Source organism: Brevundimonas sp. (genome assembly GCF_013912065.1).
Taxonomy (GTDB): Bacteria; Pseudomonadota; Alphaproteobacteria; order Caulobacterales; family Caulobacteraceae; genus Brevundimonas.
In genome coordinates this window covers 93,814-114,469 of the sequence record NZ_JACESA010000011.1, presented here as the reverse complement: position 1 = coordinate 114,469, position 20,656 = coordinate 93,814, and the positions used below count along the sequence as shown (strand labels likewise).

17 protein-coding genes and 1 tRNA gene are annotated in these 20,656 nt (G+C 68.9%); 9 read left to right on the top strand and 9 right to left on the bottom strand.

Annotated features, from left to right (window positions below; genetic code table 11):
• Positions 1 to 105: 105 nt before the first annotated feature.
• From H2037_RS11250 to H2037_RS11235, 4 genes are all read left to right on the top strand, one after another.
• The gene (locus H2037_RS11250) at positions 106 to 933 is read left to right on the top strand and encodes an aminotransferase class IV (RefSeq protein WP_292121729.1); all 828 of its coding nucleotides are present in this window, start codon (positions 106 to 108) and stop codon (positions 931 to 933) included.
• A 266-nt stretch (positions 934 to 1,199) separates the two neighbouring features.
• Positions 1,200 to 1,688 (top strand): pantetheine-phosphate adenylyltransferase, encoded by a 489-nt coding sequence (gene coaD / locus H2037_RS11245; protein ID WP_292121727.1) that lies wholly within the window; start codon positions 1,200 to 1,202, stop codon positions 1,686 to 1,688.
• An 8-nt stretch (positions 1,689 to 1,696) separates the two neighbouring features.
• Complete coding sequence (locus tag H2037_RS11240) at positions 1,697 to 2,578, top strand: peptidylprolyl isomerase (RefSeq protein WP_292121725.1); 882 nt, start codon at positions 1,697 to 1,699, stop codon at positions 2,576 to 2,578.
• Between the two features lie 25 nt (positions 2,579 to 2,603).
• Positions 2,604 to 3,476 (top strand): peptidylprolyl isomerase, encoded by an 873-nt coding sequence (locus tag H2037_RS11235; RefSeq protein WP_292121723.1) that lies wholly within the window; start codon positions 2,604 to 2,606, stop codon positions 3,474 to 3,476.
• Between the two features lie 142 nt (positions 3,477 to 3,618).
• On the opposite strand, the gene H2037_RS11230 is transcribed toward H2037_RS11235, so the two are convergent.
• Positions 3,619 to 4,719 carry a Ppx/GppA phosphatase family protein gene (locus H2037_RS11230; RefSeq protein WP_292121720.1) on the bottom strand — a complete coding sequence of 367 codons (1,101 nt, stop codon included), beginning with the start codon at positions 4,717 to 4,719 and terminating at the stop codon, positions 3,619 to 3,621.
• 146 nt (positions 4,720 to 4,865) lie between these two features.
• Between H2037_RS11230 and hspQ the strand changes: the two genes are divergently transcribed.
• Positions 4,866 to 5,174, top strand: a complete 309-nt coding sequence (hspQ, locus tag H2037_RS11225; protein ID WP_292121717.1) for a heat shock protein HspQ — start codon at positions 4,866 to 4,868, stop codon at positions 5,172 to 5,174.
• Positions 5,175 to 5,232: 58 nt separating this feature from the next.
• A complete protein-coding gene (phhA, locus tag H2037_RS11220) occupies positions 5,233 to 6,108 on the top strand; it encodes a phenylalanine 4-monooxygenase (protein WP_292121714.1) in 876 nt (291 codons plus the stop codon).
• Here phhA and astB read toward each other — a convergent pair.
• The 8 genes from astB to H2037_RS11180 all read right to left on the bottom strand — a co-directional run bounded on the left by astB (position 6,105) and on the right by H2037_RS11180 (position 18,775).
• Positions 6,105 to 7,442 (bottom strand): N-succinylarginine dihydrolase, encoded by a 1,338-nt coding sequence (gene astB, locus H2037_RS11215; protein WP_292121711.1) that lies wholly within the window; start codon positions 7,440 to 7,442, stop codon positions 6,105 to 6,107. The genes phhA and astB overlap by 4 nt on opposite strands.
• Positions 7,439 to 8,854: a succinylglutamate-semialdehyde dehydrogenase gene (gene astD / locus H2037_RS11210; RefSeq protein ID WP_292121709.1), complete on the bottom strand. Its 1,416-nt coding sequence runs from the start codon at positions 8,852 to 8,854 to the stop codon at positions 7,439 to 7,441. Before astD ends, astB begins: the two co-directional genes overlap by 4 nt.
• Positions 8,851 to 9,858: an arginine N-succinyltransferase gene (locus tag H2037_RS11205; protein ID WP_292121706.1), complete on the bottom strand. Its 1,008-nt coding sequence runs from the start codon at positions 9,856 to 9,858 to the stop codon at positions 8,851 to 8,853. The genes astD and H2037_RS11205 overlap by 4 nt, the downstream gene beginning before the upstream one ends.
• Before the next feature lies 1 nt (position 9,859).
• Positions 9,860 to 11,110: a hydrolase gene (locus H2037_RS11200; RefSeq protein WP_292121703.1), complete on the bottom strand. Its 1,251-nt coding sequence runs from the start codon at positions 11,108 to 11,110 to the stop codon at positions 9,860 to 9,862.
• 109 nt (positions 11,111 to 11,219) lie between these two features.
• Positions 11,220 to 15,395, bottom strand: coding sequence for a translocation/assembly module TamB domain-containing protein (locus tag H2037_RS11195; RefSeq protein ID WP_292121700.1), 4,176 nt, complete (start codon positions 15,393 to 15,395; stop codon positions 11,220 to 11,222).
• Positions 15,396 to 15,454: 59 nt separating this feature from the next.
• Positions 15,455 to 17,251: an autotransporter assembly complex family protein gene (locus tag H2037_RS11190; RefSeq protein WP_292121697.1), complete on the bottom strand. Its 1,797-nt coding sequence runs from the start codon at positions 17,249 to 17,251 to the stop codon at positions 15,455 to 15,457.
• An 85-nt stretch (positions 17,252 to 17,336) separates the two neighbouring features.
• Positions 17,337 to 17,606 carry a hypothetical protein gene (locus H2037_RS11185; RefSeq protein ID WP_292121695.1) on the bottom strand — a complete coding sequence of 90 codons (270 nt, stop codon included), beginning with the start codon at positions 17,604 to 17,606 and terminating at the stop codon, positions 17,337 to 17,339.
• A 77-nt stretch (positions 17,607 to 17,683) separates the two neighbouring features.
• A complete protein-coding gene (locus H2037_RS11180) occupies positions 17,684 to 18,775 on the bottom strand; it encodes a CaiB/BaiF CoA-transferase family protein (protein WP_292121691.1) in 1,092 nt (363 codons plus the stop codon).
• A gap of 90 nt (positions 18,776 to 18,865) precedes the next feature.
• Between H2037_RS11180 and H2037_RS11175 the strand changes: the two genes are divergently transcribed.
• The 3 genes from H2037_RS11175 (at position 18,866) to H2037_RS11165 (ending at position 20,648) form a co-directional block, all read left to right on the top strand.
• Positions 18,866 to 18,942 (top strand) — tRNA-Lys (locus H2037_RS11175).
• A 22-nt stretch (positions 18,943 to 18,964) separates the two neighbouring features.
• Positions 18,965 to 19,831, top strand: a complete 867-nt coding sequence (locus tag H2037_RS11170) for an ROK family protein (RefSeq protein ID WP_292121688.1) — start codon at positions 18,965 to 18,967, stop codon at positions 19,829 to 19,831.
• Between the two features lie 289 nt (positions 19,832 to 20,120).
• The gene (locus H2037_RS11165; protein ID WP_292121685.1) at positions 20,121 to 20,648 is read left to right on the top strand and encodes a hypothetical protein; all 528 of its coding nucleotides are present in this window, start codon (positions 20,121 to 20,123) and stop codon (positions 20,646 to 20,648) included.
• The last annotated feature ends 8 nt before the right edge of the window (positions 20,649 to 20,656 follow it).

Sequence of the window (20,656 nt, the reverse complement as noted above, 5' to 3'; positions counted from 1 at the left end):
GTGAGGGTTGCGGTGGTGCGAACTGACCCACCAGCGGACCCCTCATCCGGCCCTTCGGGCCACCTTCTCCCGCAAGGGGAGAAGGGAAGAAAGAGGGGAGCGGCCATGACGTCTGACATCCTGATCGACGGCCTTCCCGCCACCCCTGACGACCTGGCCCACCAGGCCCTGGTCAACTACGGCGCCTACACCTCCTTCCGCGTCGAGCACGGCGCGGTCCGGGGGCTGGACCTGCATCTCGCCCGTCTGGATCAGGCCGCCGTCGAACTGTTCGGCGAAAGCCCCGGCGAGGCCGAGTTCCGGCGTCTGTTGGCGCTCGCCGTCGACGGCCGGGACGCCTGCTGGATGCGGGTCAGTCTGTTCTCGCCCGAGATCGGCCATCGCAACCCGTCCTTCGTCGGTCGGCCCAAGCTGATGACGGTGGTTTCGCCGCCCCCGCCGCCGCTCGCCGCCCAAATGCGGGTGACGGCCGTGCATTACGAGCGTGAGCCGGCGCACCTGAAACATGTCGCCACCTTCGGCGCCACGCGCGCCCGCCGCACCGTGCGGGCGGCGGGCTTCGACGACGCCCTGTTCGTCGATGATCAGGGCCATGTGTCCGAAGGCGTGACCTGGAATGTCGGCTTCATTCAGGGGGACCGCATCGTCTGGCCCCAGGCGCCGATGCTGGCGGGGGTGACCCAGGTCCTGATCGAGCGCGGCCTGTCCGGGCTTGGGCCGTCCGGGCTGGGCCTGTCGTCGCAGACCCGCCCGGTCCACGTGTCCGAACTGTCGGGTTTCGATGGCGCATTTCTGTGCAACAGCGCCACGCCGGTCAGTCCCATCACCGCAATTGACGATGCGGTTTTCGCCGTGGATCAGACCCTGTTGACGGCGATCGAAACCGCCTGGGCCGCTAGTGAGCCGCTGCCTTTGACGCCGCCCGCCTCCTAATTCTGCAGAAAAAATCCAACGATTTCGGTATCATCATCACCGAATTCAGCAATCAGCGCCCCTGGGTTGGCGGCGGGTGTAAGGTCGCGTGATGAACGATGTGACGCCAAACCCCGCCCCGCCGTCTCACGCGCCCGCTTTGGCGCTTTTGGCGCCTTGTCACCCTGTTTTTGCGACACGCCTCTACGCCAACGGGCTGCTAGGCCGAACCTTTCGCACCTGCTAAGTCACGCCGAACAGCAGGCGACAGGCTGGGGAGACACGCCATGCGCATCGGACTTTATCCGGGCACTTTCGATCCGGTGACGAACGGTCATATCGACATCATCAAACGGGCGCTGAAGCTGGTGGACCGGGTGGTCATCGGTGTGGCCCAGAACGATGACAAGGGGCCGTTGTTCACCACCGACGAGCGGGTCGAGATGCTGCAGGCCGAGGTGGCGAACCTGGGCGGCGACATCGTGGTCCAGCCCTTTTCGACCCTGCTGATGCATTTCGCGGAAGAGCTGAACGCCAATGTCATCATTCGCGGTTTGCGCGCGGTCGCCGATTTCGAATACGAGTTCCAGATGACGGCCATGAATCAGCGCCTCAATCAGGACATCGAGACGGTATTCCTGATGGCCGATCCCCGGCACCAGGCCATCGCCTCGCGACTGGTCAAGGAGATCGCCCGCCTGGACGGCGCGATCGACAGTTTCGTCAGCCCCGCCATCGCCGCGCGCGTGCGGGACAAGGTCAAGAACAGAGGATGAGTGCGTCAATGCGTCTTGGTGTGATTGCGGCGGCCGCCGCCGCCCTTCTGGCGTCGGTTTCGACCCAGGCCCCGGCCGTGGCCCAAACCCAGGCCCCAGCACAGGTTCAGGCTCCCGCTGCGGACTGGCGCACCGTCGCGCCCGAGAACCTGCTGGTCATCGACACCCCCAAGGGCCGAATTCTGGTCGAGCTGACGCCGGTCGCCGCGCCCGCCCATGCTGAACGTATCCGCACCCTGGCCAACCAAGGCTTCTATGACGGGCTGAAATTCCACCGCGTCATCCCCGACTTCATGGCCCAGACCGGCGACCCCCAGGGCACCGGCGAGGGCGGCAGCGAACTGCCCGATCTGAAGGCCGAGTTCAGCTTCCGGCGCGGCCGCGATGCGGGCTTCGCCGTCGTGCCGAACGCGGGCCAGGGCGTGCGCGGCCTGGTTGGCGTCCTGCCGGTCGAGACCCAGCCGGACGCCCAGATGATGATCACCGCCGACTTCAAGGTCGACGCCCACGGCCTGTTCTGCCCCGGCGTGCTGGGCATGGCGCGGGCCGGAGCGCCCGACACCGCCAACAGCCAGTTCTTCCTGATGATGGGCGAACGGGACCAGTTGAACGGCGTCTATACCGCCTTCGGCCGAGTGGTTTCGGGTCTGGATGTGGTGAACAAGCTGAACAAGGGCTCGGACGCCGACGACGGCAAGGTGGCCAATCCCGACGTCATGACGCGGGTCCGCATGGCTTCGGTCCTGCCGGAAGGCGAACGCCCCACCGTACGAGTGCTGAACCCCGCCAGCCCCGCCTTCGCCGAACGGATCGCCGCGACCCGCACGGCGCGCGGCGGCGGCTTCAGCATCTGCGACGTCCAGCCGGTGGCCGAGATCGTCGGCGGCTAAGGGATTTCATGAGGGGGCAGGGGCTATGAAGGTTCGAAACGCACTGATCGCGGCGGGGCTGACCGCTCTGTCGTCCGGCTCCGCCTTCGCGCAGGAGGCGGCCGTGCCGCCGCCCCCGCCCGCACCGACCGAATGGCGCGCCGTCGCCCCCGACAATCTGCTGGTCATCGACACGACCAAGGGCCGGATCCTGGTCGAACTGGCCCCCGAGATCGCCCCGGCCCATGTCGAGCGGATCAAGCTGCTGGCCTCGCGCGGCTTCTACGACAATCTGGCCTGGCACCGGGTCATCGACTGGTTCATGGCCCAGACCGGCGACCCCCTGGGCACCGGCGACGGCCAGAGCTGGTATCCCGATTTGAAGGCCGAGTTCACCTTCCGACGCGGGCCGGACATGGCCTTCACGCCCGCCGCCACGCCGGCCGGGGCCTTGGTCGGCTTCTATCATTCCGTCCCGGTCCAGACCCAGCCCGACGCCCTGATGACCGGCACGGCCGACCGCAAGGTCCACGGCTGGGGCCTCTATTGCCCGGGCGTCGCCGGCATGGCGCGGGACGAGGGCAATGACACCGCCAACAGCCAGTTCTTCCTGATGCGCCAGGCCTATCCGGCCCTGGACAAGCGCTACACGGTCTGGGGTCGCGTGGTCGTCGGGCTCGAGGTCGTCCGCGCCCTCAAGGCCAGTCCTGAGCCCAGCGGCATCGTCGCCGATCCCGACCGCATGACCCGCGTCCGCCTGGCCTCGGACCTGCCCGCCGCCGAACGCCCGGCGGTCCAGATGCTGAACACCGCCTCGCCGACCTTCCGCGCCCTGATCGATCAGGCCCGCCAGGCCAAGGGCGCCGACTTCTCGGTCTGCGACATCGACGTGCCGGTGCGGATGGCGACGGCCGGCTGAGCCCGCACTGTCTCCTCCCCATGCATGGGGAGGGGGGACCGCCGCGCCTCTTCGCGCGGGGGTGGAGGGGCTCTGGACGTCCCACGGGCGCTGGTGATGCGGTGAAGAACCCCTCCGTCACGACGCGAGGAGGCGAGGTGCGTCAGGCCGCGGCCGGTCCTCGACCGCGCCCTCGCCGCCGCGTCCGGCGCTTGGGCGGCTTCTTGTCCTCGCGCATCTGCTGCAACAGCAGGCCTTCGCGCAGTCCCCGGTCCGCGACCCGGACCCGCTCCGACGGCCAGGCCCGCTGGATGGCTTCCAGGATCGCCGCCCCGGCCAGGACCAGATCGGCCCGGTCCGGCCCGATACAGGCTTCCTTGGCCCGCCCGTCCGGCCCCAGGGCCTTCAGCCGCTCCGCCGCCGCCTCGCAGTCGCCGCGCGTCATCCACAGCCCGTCGACCCGGTCGCGATTGTAGCGGGGCAGGTTCAGGTGGATGCCGGCCAGACTGGTGATCGCGCCCGAGGTTCCGATCAGATGCGCCCGGTCCCGCCGCAGCAGATCCAGCATGCCGGGATCGTTGATCCCGCCTCCCGCCAGGGCCGCGCCCATGTCGGCGACCATGGCCTCGTACCAGTCTTCGCCCGCGCCCTCAGGCTCCGGGTGACGTTCCGCCAGGGTGACGACCCCCAGGGCCGCCGACATCCAGCCGGTGGTCTTCCAGTCCGACCCCTCGCGCTTCAGCCAGGACAGTTCGGTCGACCCGCCGCCCACATCGATGATCACCACCCCCTCGGCCCGGGGATCAATCAGGTTCAGACAGCCCTCGACCGCCAGCCGCGCCTCTTCCGCCGGATCGATGATCCGCAGCCGCAGGCCCGTGCCCTTACGCACCCGATCAATGAAGTCCGCCCCGTTCTCCGCAGCCCGGCAGGCCTGGGTGGCGACCGCGCTCAGCCGAACCGACTCCACGCCCTTCCTGACGATCCGGTCGGCGCACAGGGCCAGGGCGTCATAGGCCCGGTCCATGGCGCGCGGGTCCAGCCGGCCCGTGCGGGACAGGCCCTCGCCCAGCCGCACGATGCGGCTGAAACTGTCGACCACCCTGAAGCCGTCGCGGGACGGCCGCGCGATCAGCAGCCGGCAATTATTGGTCCCCAGATCGAGCGCGCCGTACAGGGGCGCATCCCGACCCGACGCATCCCGCTCGCGGGAAGGCTGGGACCGCTCGTCGCGCCGTCGGGGCGCGCCGTGGGTCTCCGGCATGGGCCGTCATTCCAATATGGGCGGTCCAGAACGGCGCCCGTCCCAAGCAGCCTAGCCCGCCAAGATCGTCCGCGCCAAGCCATTCTGTCAGGAAGATGAACAGACCTGTGGGCGTCCGGCTCATACTGGGCGGCGTATCAAGGAATATGACCCAGGTTCAAACAGCCCGTTTCGCCATCGGCCAGATCGTTCGCCACCGCGACGACGCCTTTCGCGGCGTGGTGATGGATGTGGACCCCGCCTACGACGGCCCCGCCGCCGACACCGGCCCGGTCGCCGCGGATCAGCCCTTCTATCAGGTCTTCGCCTTGGGCGAAGACGGCGGTTTCATCGCCTATGCGGCCGAGGGGGTTCTGGAGGACGGCCAGTCCGTGTTGCTGCCCGATGACGCCCAGCGCTGGTTCACCGTCGATGGTCAGGGCCACCATGCCCCGCTGGACAAGAGGATTCACTGACAGGCCTTTGATGGGACGACCGGCGAAGTCTAGGATGCCGAAAAAAGAGGAACGTCCCATGTCCGACTTCGAACACGTTTTCGAAAAGCCGCCGGAAGGCGCGGCTGCCGACTGGACCATTCCCCAGAACTGGGCCGCCTATACGGATGTCGAGCATCAGACCTGGGACACGCTTTACGCGCGTCAGATGAAGATCCTGCCGGGCCGGGCCTGCGACGCCTTCCTGAACGGCTTGAAGGCGCTGGACCTGAACGCGGGCGGGATCCCCGACTTCGACATCATCAATCCCAAGCTTCAGGCCCTGACCGGCTGGACCGTGGTCTGCGTGCCCGGTCTGGTGCCGGATGAAGTCTTCTTCGACCATCTGGCCAATCGCCGCTTCGTCTCGGGTCAGTTCATCAGGAAGCCGGACCAACTGGACTATCTGCAGGAACCGGACATCTTCCATGACGTGTTCGGCCATGTGCCGATGCTGACCGACCCGGATTTCGCCGCCTATATGGAGGCCTATGGCAAGGGTGGTCAGCGGGCCGCCGGCCTGGGCATGCTGCCCAATCTGGCGCGACTGTACTGGTACACGGTCGAGTTCGGCCTGATGCGGGAAGCCGATGGGCTGCGGATCTACGGCGCCGGAATTGTTTCGTCGGCGACCGAAAGCGTCTTTGCGCTTGAAGACCCGTCGCCGAACCGGCTGGGCTTCGATCTGGAGCGGGTGATGCGGACCCTGTACCGGATTGACGACTTCCAGCAGGTCTATTTCGTCATCGACAGCCTGGAGGCCCTGAAGGACGAGACGCTGAAGGACTTCGGGCCGGTCTATGAGGCGTTGAAGGGCAGCGAGCCCCTGGCGATCGACGCCGTCCTGCCGACCGACCAGGTCTTCACCCGGGGCACCCAGGCCTATGCCAACAAGGGCGGCCGGTTCGCGGCCTAGGCGCGCTGGAACGGATAGAAGCCGCTACCCAGGTCCATGATCGTGGTCAGGGCGTCCAGGGCGCTCCGACTTTCGTCCAGCAACGCCGGATCTGCGAGGTCGCCGGGCCGCAGTTCATCTCGATACCAGCGGTTCGCCCAGGCCGAGAGTTCGGCGTGCAGGGCGTCGGTCAGGCGCATGGCGGGATTGGCCGCCGCCAGCTCCGCCTCGTTCAAGGCGACCCGGAGGCGCAGGCAGGCCGGGCCACCGCCGTTGCGCATCGACTGGCGCACATCGACGTACTGCACCCGGCCGATAGGGCCGTTCGATGCGGCGAGGCCCTGCGCCACGGCATGGCTGCGCGGGTTGTCCCGCGTCTCGGTCGGGCAGATCAGGGTCAGGCGATCCTCGCCTGGGATCCGGATCAGCATCGAGTTGAAAAGATAGCTGCTGATGGCGTCCGCCAGCGGCAGGTCGGCGGACGAGACCTCGACGAAGATCGGCTCGAACAGGCCCTCGGCGGCGCGGCGGATGGCGGCGTAGGTTCCGGCCGTGTCCTCGAAGGCGAGGTCGTGGTGGAACAGGGTCTCCAGCGCCCCGACGCAGACGACGTCGTTGTGGAAGGTGCCGCCGGCGATGGCGGCCTTGGATTGCTGGGCCAGGACGACGCACGAGGCGGCGTGGCGTCTGGCGACGGCCTGCGACGCCTCGCGGGTCTGACGGGCGGGGTAGGGGCCGTCCCAGGGCTCGAACGCCTCGCGGCCCCAGACCAGCAGATTGACGCCCGGCGCGCCGTGATCGGCGCACATACGCACGTGGTTGGCGGCGCCTTCGTCGGCCAGATGGGCGACCGAGGGCAGGGCGTCGTGGACGGCGAAACGGCTGGCGTCAGGGAAGAGGGCGTCCAGCGCCCGCTTCGTCTGCTGGTGCTCCAGCGACCGGTGCAGGTTGGTGATCAGATTGGCGGGGGTGAAATGGACCCGGCCGTCTGCGGCGTCTGCGGACGGCGTGACCGTCGCGGCGTTGGCGGCCCACATCGGCGAGGCCGAACAGGCGGCGGCGGCGAAGGAGGGGGCGTCCTTCCAGGCCTGTTCCAGAACGCGGGCGTCCGAGCCGGTGAAGCCCAGGCCGCGCAGGAAGGGAATGTTCGGCCGCTCGTGCGGCGGCAGGACGAACTGGGGCAGACCCAGGTCGGCCAGGGCCTTCATCTTGTCGAGCCCCTGCAGCACCGCAGCACGCGGGTTCGACGCCTCGCCCTTGTTCAGGCTGGAGGCCAGATTGCCGGGGGACAGGCCGGCGTAGGAATGGGTCGGCCCGATCAGGCCGTCGGCGTTGGCTTCGACAGCGTGGGTCATCGCAGCCCCTTGATCTCGCCTTCGATGTTGGCCACCGCGTCGGCCTCGAAGCTGGCGACCGGATAGGCGCAGTAGTCGGCGGCGTAGTAGGCGCTGGGGCGGTGGTTGCCGCTGGCGCCCAGGCCGCCGAACGGCATGTCGCCGGCGGCGCCGGTGGTGGGACGGTTGAAGTTGACCACGCCCGCGCGGATGCGACGGATGAAATGGTCCCAGTTGGCCGGATTGTCGCTGACCAGACCGGCCGACAGGCCGTAGCGGGTGGCGTTGGCGGCCTGGATGGCGGCGTCGAACGTCGGAACGCGCACGACCGACAGGAAGGGGGCGAACATCTCCTCGTCGGGGACGTCGATCCCCGTCACGTCGATGATGGCCGGTCTGACGAAAGCGCCCGGCAGATTGGCGACGGGCCCCGAGGCGCGGATCACCTTGGCCCCCATGTCGATACGTTCCTGCAGGGCCTTCAACGCCGCCTCCGCCGCGCGGGCGGAGATCAGCGGCCCGGCATAGGGTTCGGGATCGCTGTCCCAGGGGCCGAACACCAGACGGTCGGACAGGGCGGCGACGGCCTCGATGACGGCGTCGCCCTGGGGGCCTTCGGGCAGGATCAGGCGCCGCGCGCAGGAGCAACGCTGGCCGGTGGTGATGAAGGCGGACTGGACCACGATCCCGGCCACGGCCTGGGCGTCGGCGGCGTCCCAGACGACCAGCGGATTATTGCCGCCCAGTTCCAGCGCCAGGATGACATGCGGATCGTCGGCGAACTTGCGCCGGAAATGGGCGCCGGCCGCGCCGGAGCCGGTGAACATCAGGGCGTCGATCCCGGCGTCCAGCAGGGCCGCGCCGGTCTCGCGCCCGCCCTGGACGACGTTGACGACACCGGTCGGCAGGTCGGCGGCGGCGAAGGCCTCGGCCATGACCTGGCCCACTAGAGGCGTCTCCTCCGACGGCTTGAACACGACCGTGTCGCCGGCCAGCAGGGCCGGGACGATATGGCCGTTGGGCAGGTGGCCGGGGAAGTTGAACGGACCCAGCACCGCCGCCACGCCGTGGGGGCGGTGGCGCAGGGTCGCGCGACCGAAGGCCGTATCGTTCGACCGTTCGCCGGTGCGTTCGTCATAGGCGCGGATCGAGATGTCCACCTTGCCGATCATGGCGGCGGCCTCGGTCTTCGTCTCCCACAAGGGCTTGCCGGTCTCGCGCGCGATGGCCTCGGCGATCTGGGGCGCGCGGTCCTTCAGCACGGCCTGATAGCGTTTGACGGCCTCGATGCGCTCGAGGCGTGGGGCGTCGGCCCAGGCGGGGAAGGCGGCGCGGGCGGCGTCGACGGCGGTCTGGACCTGAGCCGGGCTGGCGGCCTCGCCTTCCCAGTTGGTCGCCTCGGTGGCGGGATCGATGGATTTGAACACGGTCATGATTTCACCCGGACGAGAGCGCCGGCCTTGATCTTCAGCGCGGCGGCGGTTTCGGCGGTCAGGCGGACGATGTCGCCCTCGATATCGGCCTTGGCGCGAACGGCGCGGAAGGCGGCGATGCTGTCGGTCGAGATCAGGGCGGGCAGTTCGGCCTCGACGGCGGGAACGATCTCGGCCGTCAGGCGTCGCGCGTCCCGGACCGTGCGGATATTGTCGCGGCCGCACGACACCGTCGGTCCCGCGTCGAAGATGTCCACCAGGCCGTTGGTGCGGAAGCCTTCGCTTTCCAGCAGGGCCATGGCCGGCACGCCTTGGGGGTGGACCTTGCCGATCACGGCGCGGGCGGGTTCGGGCAGCAGTTCGGTATAGATGGGGTGGCGAGGGGCCAGGTCGAGGATGAACTGTTTGTCGGTCGATCCGCTCATCCGGTCGGCGTCGTCGAACTCCATCGGGAAGAATTTGTGCGCCACATGGTCCCAGAAGGGGCAGGCGCCGTCGGGCGTGAACACGCCGCGCAACTCGGCCAGCACATTCTCGGCGAACAGTTCGGGCTGGGCCCCGATCAGCATATAGCGCGACTGGCTGAGCAGACGGCCGGCCCCGCCCTTGCGCCGGTCGGCCTTGAGGAACAGCGAGCCGACCTCGGTCCAGCCGGTGCATTCATTGACCAGCACCAGGGTCTGGTGATCCAGCTTGACCCCGATGGATGGCGACGACGCCGTGTTGTTGACGACGCGGAACGAGAAGAAGGGGCGTTTCAGGCCCACGGTCGCCTTGACCGATCCGACCCCGTCGATATCGCCTGTGTCGCCGTCTTCCAGCATCAGCGTGTACCAGGCCTCCTGCGGGGTGACCTCGCTGCGGAAACTGGCCTGGCTGAGCTCCAGCCGGTCGGACAGGGCGTCGGGATCTTCGGGCAGGCTGGTGAAGCCGGGACCTGACAGGATGGCCAGTTCCAGAAGGTGGTCGAGGTCGGCGGGACCGGCGGGACGGACGACAAGCATTCTACAGGGTCTCCAGCCGCAAGGCCTTGAGCTTGGCCGCGTCGATCTCGCCCGAGGCGATCTTGCACAGGATCAGGGCGCTCAGCTGGGCGCGCTCGACGAAGCTGTCGGGCCAGGCGAACTCCTGGTCCGAATGGATGTCGCCGCCCCGGACGCCCAGGGTGTCGATATTGGGAAGGCCGGCGGCGTGCAGATTGTTGCCCTCGCACACTCCGCCGGACGGCTTCCAGGCGATGTCCTGACCCAGCAGGGCGCCGGCCGTCTTCACGGCCTCGAAAAGGGCGGTCTGGGCGGCGTCCATCGGCTTGGGCGGGCGGGTGAAGCCGCCGTGCAGATGCAGGCTCAGCCCCTCGAAGGGAGGGGCGGCGGCGATGGCGCGGACCGAGGCGTCGATCCAGTCGGCCGCAGCCTTGTCCGGCACGCGGACGTTGAAGCGTACGACCGCATTGTCGGCGACCACGTTCAGGGCGCCCCCGCCGGAGATCTTGGCCACGTTCACGGTGACGCCTTCGTGCCGGCCGTTCAGGTCGTGCAAGGCGGAGGCGATGATGGCGGCGCCGGCGACGGCGTTTCGGCCCTCCTCGAAGGCCCGGCCGGCGTGGGCGGCGCGACCGCTGACGATCAGATGATAGTTGCCGCTGCCCTTGCGCGCCCCGGCCAGGGTGCCGTCCGCCAGGGCCGGTTCATAGGTCAGGCCCAAATGCCCCCGCGCGCCCAGTTCGGCCAGCAGGGGGGCGGAGGCGGGCGAGCCGATCTCTTCGTCGGGGCTGAGCAGCACGGTCCAGCCGACGCCGTGTTTGTCAGGATGGGTTTCGAAGGCTTCCAGCGCGGCCAGAAGCACGCTGATCCCGCCCTTCATGTCGGCGACGCCCGGTCCGTTCAGGGCGCCGTCCGTCCGGGTGGCCACCGTCTGGAAGCCGCTGTCCGCGTCGAAGACGGTGTCATAGTGGCCGGTCAGCACGACCTGGATCGGCGCCTCGGGTCGGGCGGTGATCTTCAGGGCGTCGGCATGGGCCTGGGTCCGTACCGACCCGTCGTCGGCGACGGTGGTCGAGACCTGGGTCGGCATGCGTTCGACGACGGCGGGCAGACGCCGGGCCTCGGCCTCCAAAGCATCCAGCACGGCGTTCAGACCGGCGGCGTTGCGGCTGCCGGAGTTGATGTTCGCCCAGTCGATGGTGCGGCCGATGATGGCCTCGCGTCGCGCGGCGACGTGGTCGAGGACGGCCTGGTCCGAGGTCAGAATCCGCATCGGCCGGACCCTAGACGGAGCCTCGGCAAAGGTGAAGGGCGGCGCCTGTCTGTCCGTCATGAACCCGCCGGGTTTCGCGAGAAACCCAGGAGTTCATGAGGTGGTCAAATCAATTCCTACCCCGGTTCGGGCGACGGTCGGCGCGTTGGCCTGGGTCGCGGCTTTCGCGGCGCCAGCGGATCGACAGGCTGGTGTCGCCCTGGCCGCCGAACTGGGAGCTGATCGCCAGGTTGCGGCGCGGCTGCCATTCGACCTTGACCGCGGCCCCGCCCTCGCCGCCGCCGATGACCTCCAGATAGACGTCGTCGGTGATGTAGCGCCCGCCGGCGACGGTCACGGCGGAGGCCTCGCCGCCGAAGGACAGCCGGTCCAGCCCGGCCAGTTCGCGCAGGTTCCCGATCACGTCGAATCCGCCGCCGCCCGCCAGGGCTGCGACCCCGGCCGCCAGCTGGGCCGCCTCGAACGGCGACAGCTGCGAGGCCGAACGGCCGAACAGGACCTGGGACAGGATTTCGTCCTGGGGCAGGGCGGGGGTCGAGGTCAGGGCGATCTTCGGCTGGTCCGCCGTGCCTGTCACGTCGATCGAGGCGGTCAGGGCGGTGTCCTCGCGCGTCGCCGACAGGTTCAGGCGGATCTGTTTGGGGTCGGTCGACAGGGTCACGCGGCCGGTGTCGTCGAATATGAACCGCTTGCCGGCGAACTCATAGTCGCCGCGCACCACATTGGCCGTGCCGCTCAGCTGGGGCTGGGTGAAGGTGCCGCGTACCCGTGCGTTGACGTCCAGCACGACGTTCAGGCCGCGTCCGCTGACACGAACCTTGCCTCCGGTCGAGCGCAGGGCGATGTCCATCCCGATTTGAGGACCGCGCTGGCGGACCTCCGTCTCGACCGGATCGCCGCCGGGACGATTGATCTCGACCACGTCCATCGAGACGATGCCGGTGGAGCCGGGCACTTCGGGTTCGATACGGGCTTCGTCGATATTGATCTGGCCCGACAGCTGGATATTGCCGTCCGGGCCCCGAACGATGGTGATCGGACCGGAGGCGCGCGCCTCGGCGATGTCGTTGTCGATGACGCGGAAGCGGGTGAGGTTCAGTTGGGCGGTCGAACCCGATCCCTCGCGCAGCCCTATCCGCCCCTGACCCGAGATGGTCCCGCCGGCAGTGTCGTTGGCCGTGAAGGTCTCGATCTGGGCGGTCGTGTCGTCGAAACTGGTCCGCAGAGTCAGGTCGCCCAGGACTAGGCCCACGGCCTTTTCGCGATAGGAGCCCTGCGACAGGTCGAACCGGCCGTTCAGGCGCGGCGCCGCGAGGGTGCCGGCTATGGTCGCCTGTCCCGCCACCTGACCCGCCAGGCTGCGTTCGCCGCCCAGGAACAGGTCCCAGATCGGCTGAATCTGGCCATTGATCGACACATTGCCCGACATCGGACGCTGGCGTGCGATGGCGAGGCGAAGCGGCGCGGCCGAAGCCTCGACCGGAAGGGTCAGTTCCGCCGAAGCCTGAACCGCGTCTTCGTCCGACGCGACCGCCTTGATGCTGAGGCTGTTGTTGACCAGGGTCGCGTCCAGCCGACCGTCGACGGCCAGACCGCGCGGCGCGTCGATGCTGCGGATATCCTGCAGGGTGACATTGGCCGAGCCTGAAAGATCGTCGCCGGAGCCGCGCAGGGCGACCCGGCCGGTGGCGCGGCCGCGCAAGTCTGGCGACAGGGTCTGAAGATCCACGCTGGTCAGGTCGGCCTGGATGATGGCCGTACGGTCGTCCTGACGTAGATCGGCCAGCAGCACGCCGCTGCCGACGCCCAGGTCCAGATGGGCCGTCCGCTGGGCGCCGTCCAGCGTGATGGAGGCCGGGCTGCGCGTGGTGAAGGCCACCTCGCGCACCCGACCGCCGCCCCGCAGGGTCAGGGTCTGGGCGTCGCCGCGTCGCGAATAGACGCCCGTGCCGTTGAACTGGGCCGGAACGCCGCCGCCGACATCCACGGCAAGCGTGAAAGGCAGGTTGTCCAGCGTGCCGCGTCCGTCCAGATCGAGGGTGCGGATCACCCAGGACTGGCCCGCCAGGCGGACATTGCGTCCGCTCACGTCGAGGATGGCGCTTTCCGATCCGCCGCCGTCGGTCAGACGGATCCGGCCGTTGGCCTCGCCCGAGGCCAGGAAGGCGCCGGCGCGGGCGGTGAAGGTCAGGTCGGCGCTGGAGGGGATATTGTTCGACAGGGCCACGGCGCCTTGCGCGGTCACGCCGCCGGCGTTCACGTCGAGATCGCTCAACCGGATGCGCTGGCCGCCCAGGAAGAAGTTACCCGTCGCGCGCGCAGGGCCGTAGTTGGAGCCGCTGGTCACGGTGATCCGCCCGTCCGAGGCGTCGGCGCCCCGGCGGAAGCTCAGGATCAGGTCGGCGTCGGTCAGGGTCAGGGCGCCGGCCGTGACCCGGTCGAAGCCGGCGGTCAGGTCGATGCGCGGCTGGGACAGGGTTCCGGTCAGGGCGCCGCGCCCGTTCATGTCGCCGCCGATTTCGACCGGGCCGACGCCGAACGGCCCCTGGGCGTTCCAGTCCAGCGCCAGCCGCAGCCGACCGTTCGTCTCGATCAGCCCCTTGGCGCCGGCGCGTCCGGCCGCTCCGGTCAGTTCGGCGCGATCGACCTCGATCCGTCCGTCGTTCAGCTTGCCGTTCAGTTCCAGGCGCGGCTTGGGACCCAGCAGTCGATCCAGTTCGTCCATGCCAACGGATAGCTCGCGACCCCGGCCGTCGAAGCTCAGCACCCAGGGCGCGCCGGTCTTGGCGGACGAGGCGCGGATCGGACCGCCGAAGGCGCCCTCCGCGTCGGGCAGGATGCGCGAAGCGTCGGTGAGTTGCGCCTCGCCGCGGAAGCCCATGCCGCCCAGCAGATTGCGCGACCCCGATCCTTTCAGCGTCAGACCCTGACCGTCCAGATCGATTTTTTCCAGCAGCAGCGCGCCGTCTTTCATCCGCGCCGCCTCCAATTGTATGCGTGGGGTCGCGCCCAGCAGGCCGCCGATCACGCCTTCGGTCGAGCCGCCGACGGCGCGGATGTCGCCGTTCAGATCCATTCGCCCGTCGCGCACCTCAACGTTCAGCGGGCCTGCGATGCGGGTGGCGCGATAACTGGCCAGGTTGGCGTTCAGCAGGGTGGCCTGACCTTCGAGTGTCCAGTTCTCGGCGTCCCCCTTGAACAGGCCGGAATAGGCGGCCGGGCCGGCGATGTCCGAACCGACCAGCCGGCTCATCGACGCGGTCTGGATGTCCAGTCTGATCCCATCGGGTGAACTGCGGTCGGACATGCGGATGACGCCGCGCGCTTCCGAGGCGACATTGTCCGATATCAGTTTCCAGCCGACGCCCTGGAAGGCCTTGTCCTTGGCGGGGACCATGGCGAAGCCGAAGCGGGCGGTGCGGCCGACACGCTCGACGAAGGGGGCGAACAGGTCCGACCCGCTGAAATCGAAGAAGCCGGACACGCGCGACCCGTTCTCGCCAAACCGTCCCTCCACGATCAGCGGCGTGAATTGGCCCGTCCGCACCCTGGCGTGGACGATGTCGGCGTTCACGACCGCGACGGCGGAAAACGGCTCATCCGGCGAATAGCCCATGGCCCCGGCCAGGGGCCCGCCCTGGGCCTCGTTGGCGCGCAGGTCGATACGAGTATCCTCCAGTTCGCCGCCGAAGGTCGCCGCTAGCCGCAGATAGTCGCCGGGGCGGTTCAGGCTGTCCGCCCTGACGGTCGCGTGTTTGGCGCCCCGCCGTGGCAGATCGACCTCGCCCGAGAGGTCCCATCGCCCGTATTCCTTGGAGAAGCCTTCCAGCAGCTCCACTCGGGCGGAGAACTTGTCAATATCCACATCGATGGGCTGTGGCCCGCCCGGCTCCCCGCTGGGGGCGTCGAGGACGGGGCGACGGATCACCTGGATCACGTCGGCGCTGATCTCGCTGGCATGGAATCGGCGCGTGACCAGCGGCCAGTAGGACCAGTCGACCCGGACGTTGCGGGCGTCCAGCCAAACGCCGTCCCGGTCGGTGACGGTGACCCGTTCCAAGGTGAAGTCGTCGAACAGGTCGCCTTTCAGTCCATAGACGTTGATCCGTCCATAGCGGCTGATCTTCTGGCCCTGGACGAAGCCGGTCACCAGGTCGCGTCCGGCGTCGGAGACGATGTACATACGCCCCCCGATCAGGGCGATGATCGCCAGCACCAGCAGCCCGCCGATCACGCCGCCCGCGATCAGGGCCAGCAGCTGCGGCAGGCTGCGTTTGCGGCGCACAGCGGCGGGAGTCTCGTCCGAGGACGTGGGTTCAGGCGGGGCGGGGGGCGGAGCTTCGGTCAAAACGCCTGCCCGATGCTGATGTAGATCTGGAAGGCCGAGTCGCCTTCGCGTTTGTCCAACGGCAAGGCGATGTCGGCGCGGATAGGGCCGAACGGCAGCTTGTAGCGTACGCCGACGCCGGCGCCGTAGCGCAGATTGCTGAAGTCAGGCGTCTCCTGAAAGCCGACCGCGCCGGCGTCGACGAAGGCCACGGCCTGGAAGCTCTGTCCTATGTCGTGACGGACTTCTAGCGAGGTCTCGAACAGCGACAGGCCGCCGCGAGGGGTCTGGTCCGGCAATTCCGGGTTGACGCCCTGGTAGGAATAGCCGCGCACCGAGCCGCCGCCGCCCGAGTAGAAGAGACGGTCGGATGGAATGCTCAACTCGCCGCCGCCGATGATGGCGCCGATGCGGACGCGTCCGGCCAGGACGGTCCTGGCCTGGTCCTGAAGCGGCAGATAGGCGGTGGCCTGGCTTTCGCTACGCAGGAATACGACCGTGTCCTCGCCGGCCACGGCGGTCGGCTGAACCGAGACGGTCAAACGCCAGCCCTTAGTCGGATCCAGCGGGTCGTTGGAATTGTCGATATAGGCGCTGGTCCGTCCGGTGACGATGGCCAGATCGCGGTCGAAGGTCACGGCGCTGGGCGGGACGGAAGTATAGTCGAAGCGGTTCTCGTTATACTGGCCCGCGTCCAGGCCGAGGCCGTAATTGAAATAGGAGGTCCGGCCGATCCGCTGCTGCAGTTCGGCGGCGAGGACCAGGGCGGTGCGTTCGTAGGCGTCGGTGTCTTCCCTGACCACGCCCCCGCTCAGCTTCAGCGTCCGACCGGGCTTGCGCCAGTGGGGCAGGGACAGGTCGGCGCCGATACGGCTGTCGATGTCGGCGAACCGGGTCTCCATGACCAGGGTGTCGCCCCGACCGAAGCGGTTGTAGCGCGTCCAGATGAAGTCGACGCCCGCGCCCTCGGCCGTCGACCAGGTGGCGCCGGCCTCAATGACCCGGCGTGGCCGGTCGTTCAGATTGACGATGATGGGACGATAGCCGTCGGCATTGGTCTGATCGATCGGGCTGAGGGCGACGCCGACCCCGTCATAGACCCCGGTGTCCAGCAGGCGGCGCTCCAGTTCGGCTACCTGATCGGGATCGTAGCGGTCGCCTTCGGTCCACGGCGCAAGGCCCGCCACCCAGTTGGGATTGGTCCGCCCGGCTCTTTGCAGGATCACCCCGTCCAGCAGGACCAACTGGCCCGAGTTGATCCGATATTCCGGGGCGACGGTGAAAGTCGCGTGATCGACGACGACGCGGCGCGGCTCGGCCTTGGCGTCGGCATAGCCGTCGCGCGTCAGGGTGGCGACGATCCGGCCCTCGCCGGCGATCACGTCCACGGCCCGGCCGGGCTCTCCGGCCTTCAGTCCGATCGCGTCGAAGGCGGCGGCGGCGCTGTCGCTGTCCGGGGCGGGATCGACCCAATCGATAGTCGGCTGGGTCAGCAGGAAGCGGCGGCCGGGCTGGACCGAAACGATGGCCGACGGTCGCTCCTCGCCCTCGACCACGTCCTCGAGCACCGGCTGATAATAGGCTTCGGACCTCAGCAGCGCCTCGGCGGAGGACAGGGCGGCGCGGGCGCGTCGTCGGGCTTCGAACCGGCTTTCCGGGGCGCCGTCCACCTCGCCGACCGCGCGTTCCAGCATCCGCCGAAGCTCGGCGTCCATCTCGCCCCGGATCTGGGCGCGAGGATCGGCCGAGGCGGCCTGGGAGACAAGGCTGCAGATCGCCAAAGTGGCGAGAAACAGGGTGGGCCGGAACGTCAAACTCTAGCTTTCGTCAAGGGGCGCGGACTCCAGGTCGGCGCCGAGCACGCCCTTGCATCCGGTTGTGGCGGCGACGGGGCGCGCCTCAGTAAAACAGGGTCTCGCTTTCGGGCTGAACCGATTGTTCGGAGGTCCGCTCTTCCGGCGGCGTGGGGGCGGGGGCCGAGGTCGGGGCGGGATCGGTCACTTCCGGCGCGACGACGGGTTCCGCAGAATCTTCGGCGGCCGGCGCCTGTTCTTCCATGGGCGGGGCGTCTGCGTACTCGTCGCGAGAACCCGATTGGTAATCGTCACAGCCCGCCACGATCAACGCACCCAGCGTCGTGGCGGCCAAAACGAAGATCGAGCGTCTCATCAGAAAAATTCCCCGGGCGTCAGCCGTTGCAACGCCCGCGGCGCCACGTCGTTCCATAGCGCCGAAAAGGGCGAGGGTCATCCCGGTTCGTCGCGCCAGAGGGTCCGCGCCTCTTCGAGCGACAGGCGTCGTCCGGCGGGCGGTGCGGCGAGGTCCGCTCCGTCGAAGCGCGGGCTCGGGGCGGGCAGGCCGTTCAGATAGGTGGATCGCGCCCGATTGTGTGGATGGTCCGGCGCCTCGGCCAGGCTGAGGACCGGCGTGACGCAGGCTTCGCTGCCGGCGAAATGGGCGATCCAGTCGTCGCGGTCGCGCCGGGCGAACAGGGCCGCGAACCGGGCGTGAAGGGTCGGCCAGCCCGAGACGTCGTATTGCGGAGCCTCGACCGGATCGATCTCCAGCCCTGACAGAAGCGCCGCAAAGAAGCGGGGCTCCAGCGCCGCCACGGCGACGAAGCCTCCGTCCCGGCAGGTGTAGCAGCGATAGAAGGGCGCGCCGCCGTCCAGCAGATTGGCGCCGCGCCGATCGCTCCAGATTCCCTGGCCGCGCAGGGCATGGAACAGGCCGCCCAGCAGAGCCGCGCCGTCGGTCATGGCGGCGTCCACGACGCGGCCGCGTCCGGTGGTCCGGGCCTCCAGCAGGGCCGCCAGCACGCCGGTCACCAGCATCATGGCCCCGCCGCCATAGTCGCCGACCAGGTTCAGCGGCGGCGCCGGCGGACGATCCGGCTCGCCCATCGCATGCAGCAGGCCGGTCAGGCCGAGGTAGTTGAGGTCATGCCCGACCTCCTGCGACAGCGGTCCCATCTGGCCCCAGCCCGTGACCCGGCCGAACACCAGGGCCGGACGGCGCGCCTGCAGGACCTCCGGGCCATAGCCGAGCCGTTCCATGACGCCGGGCCGGAACCCCTCGATCACGGCGTCGGCCCGGTCGACCAGGGCGAGGATCGTCTCGCGATGGGCGTCGGACTTCAGATCCACTGGCACGGCGGCGCGGCCCCTGTGCAGGACGGCGCCCCCGACCTCGTCGAACGCGGCCGGGCCGGCCGCAGCGTCGCGGGTCAGGCGCAGCACCTCGGCCCCCAGGTCGGCCAGCATCATGCCGGCGAAGGTCACCGGCCCCAGGCCGTCGAATTCGAGGATACGCAGTCCATTCAGCGGTCGCATCCGCATTGAGTAGCAGACGCGGTCTTGACCGGAAGAGCGGATTGCAACAGAAGGCGCCCTTCGACGGTTTGGGCCTAGTCCCGAACGTCGCGCGGTGCGTCCTTAGCTCAGTTGGTTAGAGCATCTGACTTTTAATCAGAGGGTCCTCGGTTCGAGCCCGAGAGGACGTACCATTTTCTCCCTTCTGGAGACGCCGTGAGCCAGCCGGTCTTCTTCGCGGTCGAGACGGGCGGGACCAAGATCGTCTGGCGGATCGCCGATGCGGCGGGGGCGGTGCTGGACCAGGGCCGGTTCGCCACCGGACGACCCGAGGCGGCGGTCGAGGCCCTGATCGAGGCGGCGGACGGCCGATCCATCGCGGGGCTGGGGGTGGCCAGTTTCGGTCCTCTGATGGTCGATCCGGCTTCGGCCGACCGCGGCCTGATGCTGGCGACGCCCAAGCCCGGCTGGGCCGGTTTCAATCTGTCGAAGAGCCTGGCCGATCATTTCGGCGCGCCGTTCGCCGTGGATACGGACGTCAACGCCGCCGCGGTCGCCGAGGCGCGGCTGGGCGCCGGGCGGGGCGCGCGGGCTGTCGCCTATGTCACCGTCGGCACCGGGATTGGCGGCGGTCTGTGCGTCGACGGGCGAACGCTGAAGGGCGGGCTGCATCCGGAGATCGGCCATCTGTCGGTCCGGCGGGGCGAGGGCGACGCCCAGCCCAGCGCCTGCGCCTTCCATCCCGATTGCGTGGAAGGTCTGGCGGCCGGGCCGGCGGTCCAGGCGAGGCTGGCGGGACGCAGGCTGGAAGACGCCGACGAGATTCGGGCCTGGGTGGCCGATTATCTGGGGCAGCTGGTCGCCGGCCTGCTGTTCGCCTGGGCGCCGGACCGAATCGTCTTCGGCGGCGGGGTCATGTCCACGCCGGGGCTGATCGCGGAGGTCGAGGTGGCGGCGCGTCGGCGGGTCAATGGCTATGGTCCGGCGGTCCTGATGGGCGACAGCGGGTTCCTGGTCGCGGCGGCGCTGGAAAATGCGGGCCTGGACGGCGCCATGCTGATGGCGAGAGGGCTGCGAGCCTGAAGTCACGCCTTGGGCTTTGCCGTAAAAAAAGCGACATTTCGGCGATAGATAATCCGTAGGGACCCTGATTGCGGATCTGATCCTGTTAGGGCTACCAATAGGACAAACAAAAAAAGCCCTAGGGAGCGGATATGAGACACGACCACGACCACGAGTTCGACTTCGCGGGAGGCTTGGCGCTGGGACTGTTGTTCAGCGGCCTGGCCTGGGGCGTTATGGTCGTGGCCCTGTCTCGGATGTTTTGATCGGAGCGGCTTCGTGGTCTAAGGGCCGGATGAAGCCGATACCCTTGCTTGCCGTCGCGGCCGTCCTCTTGTCCGGTTGCAACGCCGGTCGTTCCGCCATGGGCGGGGCCGAGCAGATCGGCGCCGGACTGGGCGAGGCGGTCACGGCGCCGCTGGACGATTTCAACCTGCGCCGCGAGTTGATTCCGACCGTGCTGCTGCAGGCCGAGGCCAATCCCTATGATCTGCGCAATCTGAACCAGTGCACCACGATCGGAGCCGAGGTGGCGAGGCTGGACGAGGCGCTGGGCCCCGACACGGACGAGCCGCCGCGCCAGGACGGCGCCTACGCCAGCGAGCGGGCCGCCGATGCTGCGGCGCGGGCGACGCTGGATGCGATCCGCGGCACGACGACCGATTTCATTCCCGGCCGCAGCTGGATTCGTCGCCTGAGCGGCGCCGAGCAGCACAGCCGCCATGTCCAGTCGGCCATCCAGGCGGGTCGGATGCGCCGCGCCTTCCTGAAGGGAATCGGCATGCAGCGGAACTGCGCCCCGCCGGCGGCGCCCAGCTGGTTCCGGCCGCGGCGCTAGGGAGCCGC

Excerpts from the sequence above, each read along its gene's own strand:
- hspQ (WP_292121717.1), top strand. The coding sequence starts at position 4,866 with ATGACCCAGGTTCAAACAGCCCGTTTCGCCATCGGCCAGATCGTTCGC.
- H2037_RS11250 (WP_292121729.1), top strand. The coding sequence starts at position 106 with ATGACGTCTGACATCCTGATCGACGGCCTTCCCGCCACCCCTGACGAC.
- H2037_RS11235 (WP_292121723.1), top strand. The coding sequence starts at position 2,604 with ATGAAGGTTCGAAACGCACTGATCGCGGCGGGGCTGACCGCTCTGTCG.
- H2037_RS11185 (WP_292121695.1), bottom strand. The coding sequence starts at position 17,606 with ATGAGACGCTCGATCTTCGTTTTGGCCGCCACGACGCTGGGTGCGTTG.
- phhA (WP_292121714.1), top strand. The coding sequence starts at position 5,233 with ATGTCCGACTTCGAACACGTTTTCGAAAAGCCGCCGGAAGGCGCGGCT.
- H2037_RS11240 (WP_292121725.1), top strand. The coding sequence starts at position 1,697 with ATGCGTCTTGGTGTGATTGCGGCGGCCGCCGCCGCCCTTCTGGCGTCG.
- astD (WP_292121709.1), bottom strand. The coding sequence starts at position 8,854 with ATGACCGTGTTCAAATCCATCGATCCCGCCACCGAGGCGACCAACTGG.
- H2037_RS11230 (WP_292121720.1), bottom strand. The coding sequence starts at position 4,719 with ATGCCGGAGACCCACGGCGCGCCCCGACGGCGCGACGAGCGGTCCCAG.
- H2037_RS11200 (WP_292121703.1), bottom strand. The coding sequence starts at position 11,110 with ATGCGGATTCTGACCTCGGACCAGGCCGTCCTCGACCACGTCGCCGCG.
- H2037_RS11205 (WP_292121706.1), bottom strand. The coding sequence starts at position 9,858 with ATGCTTGTCGTCCGTCCCGCCGGTCCCGCCGACCTCGACCACCTTCTG.
- H2037_RS11180 (WP_292121691.1), bottom strand. The coding sequence starts at position 18,775 with ATGCGGATGCGACCGCTGAATGGACTGCGTATCCTCGAATTCGACGGC.
- astB (WP_292121711.1), bottom strand. The coding sequence starts at position 7,442 with ATGACCCACGCTGTCGAAGCCAACGCCGACGGCCTGATCGGGCCGACC.
- coaD (WP_292121727.1), top strand. The coding sequence starts at position 1,200 with ATGCGCATCGGACTTTATCCGGGCACTTTCGATCCGGTGACGAACGGT.